General features: G+C 48.7%; 3 protein-coding genes. 2 read left to right on the top strand and 1 reads right to left on the bottom strand.

Annotated elements, in window-relative coordinates; genetic code table 11:
* Positions 1-47: 47 nt before the first annotated feature.
* Positions 48-1,289 carry a tRNA guanosine(34) transglycosylase Tgt gene (tgt, locus tag ACKOVI_RS06810; RefSeq protein WP_509603323.1) on the bottom strand — a complete coding sequence of 414 codons (1,242 nt, stop codon included), beginning with the start codon at positions 1,287-1,289 and terminating at the stop codon, positions 48-50.
* A 45-nt stretch (positions 1,290-1,334) separates the two neighbouring features.
* On the opposite strand from tgt, the gene ACKOVI_RS06805 reads away from it, so the two are divergent.
* Both ACKOVI_RS06805 and ACKOVI_RS06800 read left to right on the top strand, forming a co-directional pair.
* The gene (locus ACKOVI_RS06805) at positions 1,335-2,201 is read left to right on the top strand and encodes an alpha/beta fold hydrolase (RefSeq protein ID WP_509603322.1); all 867 of its coding nucleotides are present in this window, start codon (positions 1,335-1,337) and stop codon (positions 2,199-2,201) included.
* A partial coding sequence (locus ACKOVI_RS06800) for an MFS transporter (protein WP_509603321.1) occupies positions 2,202-3,064 on the top strand: 863 nt, incomplete at its 3' end.

Raw genomic sequence — 3,064 nt, 5'->3', positions numbered from 1 at the left:
GTCGGCAGCGAAGCTGACGACATCAAGCTTTCCCATCACTAAGCGAATTAATTAGAGGCTTGGCCGCTGCGGTGAAGATAGCGGCCAAGGAAGTCGGCCTTAAAGTCATAGAAGGTGCCGGCTAACAAATGGTGGCGCATTTGATCGACGAGGCGCACGATGAATCGCTCATTGTGAATTGTTGCAAGCGTCGCTGCAACCATCTCTTTACCGCGGAATAAATGACAAAGGTATGCACGAGTGTAATTGGTGCAGGTGTAGCAGTCGCATTCGCTATCAATTGGATTGAAGTCACGGATATATCCTGCGTTAGAAACATTGAAGCGGCCAGTCATTGTGTAGACCGCGCTGGTGCGGGCAATGCGTGATGCAAGAACGCAATCGAAAGTATCGACACCATTTTCTACTCCTACAAAGAGGTCTTCTGGAGCGCCAATACCGAGCAGATGCTTCGGCTTTTCTTGGGGGAGAGTGGAGTTGACCCAGCTGACAATTGTTCCGAGTGATTCCTTATCGAGCGCTCCGCCGATTCCAAAGCCGTCAAAGCTGATTCCTGATGACGACATCGAACCGAGATCGGCAGCAGCGATCTTGCGAAGGTCTTCGTACTGAGCGCCTTGAATAACACCGAAGAGCGCTTGGTAAGGCTTATCGCTGCGAGATTCAGTGAGCCGCTTGTGCTCATCCAGACAACGGATTGCCCAATTGTGCGTGCGCTCCATGGCAAGCTCTTGATAGGGACGGGTGTTGTGAAGAGTTGTGCATTCATCGAAGGCAAACATGATGTCTGCGCCGATTTTATGTTGGATTTGCATTGAGATCTCGGCGCTGAAGCGGTGCATCGATCCATCAAGGTGAGATTTAAAAGTCACGCCTTCATCATCGACATGTGCCAGGCGTTCTTTATTGCCAGCGATTACTTGATCAGATCGAAAGGTCTGGGCATCCATCGCAAGGACTTTCTTAAAGCCAACACCCAGTGAGAGAACTTGAAATCCACCGCTATCAGTAAAGGTGGGCTTATCCCAGTTCATAAATGAACCTAAACCACCAGCTTCATCGAGAACATCAGGCCCTGGCTGTAAATAGAGGTGGTATGCGTTGGCAAGAAGTGCTTGTGCGCCTAAATCTTCCATCGCGCCAGGGAGAACTGATTTCACAGTTGCCTTGGTACCTACAGGAATAAAGGCAGGAGTCTGAATTTCTCCGTGCGGTGTTGTGATTGTTCCGACGCGAGCAAGACCCTTTTCAGGGGCGTGTTGTATCTCGAACTCAAAGCCGGAAGACATAGAGGTATTCTGACAGAGTATTCAATTGCGGTTTACACTTTCCGGATGCCTACACTCAAACTCACCGATGGTCGATTTCTCGAATATTTCGATAACGGAATCGCTTCAACAAGTGCGATCGTCTTTCACCACGGAACGCCAGGTCATGCACATGCGTGGGTTTCATGGTTAGAACAAGCGGCAGCTCGTGGCGTGAGGGCACTCTCTTACAGTCGTGCTGGTTATGGCATCAGTGATCGCAATGAAGGTCGCACTGTGCTCTCCAATAATCACGATATCCAAGAGTTACTAGATTCCATGGGCATCAGAGAATTCATCTCAATCGGTTGGTCTGGCGGAGGACCACACGCTTTGGCGACAACGCAACTTGCGGGCTGCAAAGGCGCAATCACCCTAGCTGGCGTCGGCGCATATGGAGCCGAAGATTTAGATTTCCTTGCAGGCATGGGTCCCGAAAATGAAGAAGAATTTGGCGAAGCGCTCAAAGGTGAGGCTGCAATATCTGCATGGATGGATACAAATGCCGGTGCTTTTAAAAATGTCACGGGAGAACAGGTACGAGAATCATTCGGGGGATTGATTAGCGATGCTGATAAAGCCGTCATTGAAGGCGCTTTTGCCGATGAAATGGCAACAACAATGCGCAAAGGTTTGGCAGTAAGTTTTGATGGATGGATTGATGACGACATTGCCTTCATTCAAGCGTGGGGTTTTGATCTCGCAGCAATTTCTACACCAGTGCTTATCTGGCAAGGCGACCAAGATTTAATGGTGCCTCACGCACACTCATATTGGCTGGAAAAACATATCCCTGGCTCTGCCCTCAATTTCGTTCCAGGGCATGGTCATGTTTCGTTGATTGTTAAGTACTCAGCACAGATTCTTGATCAAGCACAAGAGTTGCTGAAGTAAATGCTCTACAGCGAAATTCGCGAGGTCCTTAATCCAAAATCTCGCAAGATGGTTCTGGGCATCTGCCTCAATGCCATCGGCGGGGGAATGACGCTCTCGCTCTTGCTGGTATATCTCCACGATATGCGCGGCTTTACCAATACCTTTGGCGGATTTTTGCTTGCCTGGGGTGCAATTGTCTCAATCATCGCAAGCACTCCTATGGGCGCCCTTGTCGATCGTATTGGTCCCAAAAAAGTCATGATTGTTGGGCTTTTACTCAATAGCGCTGCGGCATTCTCTCTTGCTTTTGTAACAACCCAGCTTCAGGTAATTCTCGCACTGACAGCTATCAATATTGCAGGGCAGGCGATCTGGCCGTCACAGAGCGTCGTGCTTACTCGCGTAACTCCGGAAGAGAATCGCTCCAAGATTTTTGGTCTTAACTTTATGTTGCTCAATCTAGGGCTTGGTCTCGGTGGCTTGATCGGCTCACTGATTATTCAAGAAGGATCTTTGCGATCATTTCAATGGATGTACTGGATCGATGCCGCAACATTTCTTATCTACTTAGCAATCATCCTCTCGCTCCACGGAGAAGGGCTAGATAAGTATGAACCCAAAGCTGATGAACCGGAGCAAGGAACCTATCGAGATTTGTTGAAGATTAAGCCTCTGGTATTACTCGGAACTGGCGGAATCATTCTCTTCACATTTGGCTACGGTGTTATTCAGGCCGGTGTACCGATTTTCGCAACACAATTTCTTGGCCTTTCTCCTAAGTGGCTCGGATTAATTTTCGGAGTCAACACAATTGCAATCTTTACGCTGCAGCCACTCGTAATGCGCATTCTTGAACGGTATTCGAAGTACAACGCATTGAT

This window comes from Candidatus Planktophila sp. (assembly GCF_046070465.1).
In the GTDB taxonomy this organism is placed as follows: Bacteria; Actinomycetota; Actinomycetes; order Nanopelagicales; family Nanopelagicaceae; genus Planktophila.
This window is presented reverse-complemented; position numbering and strand designations above follow the sequence as displayed.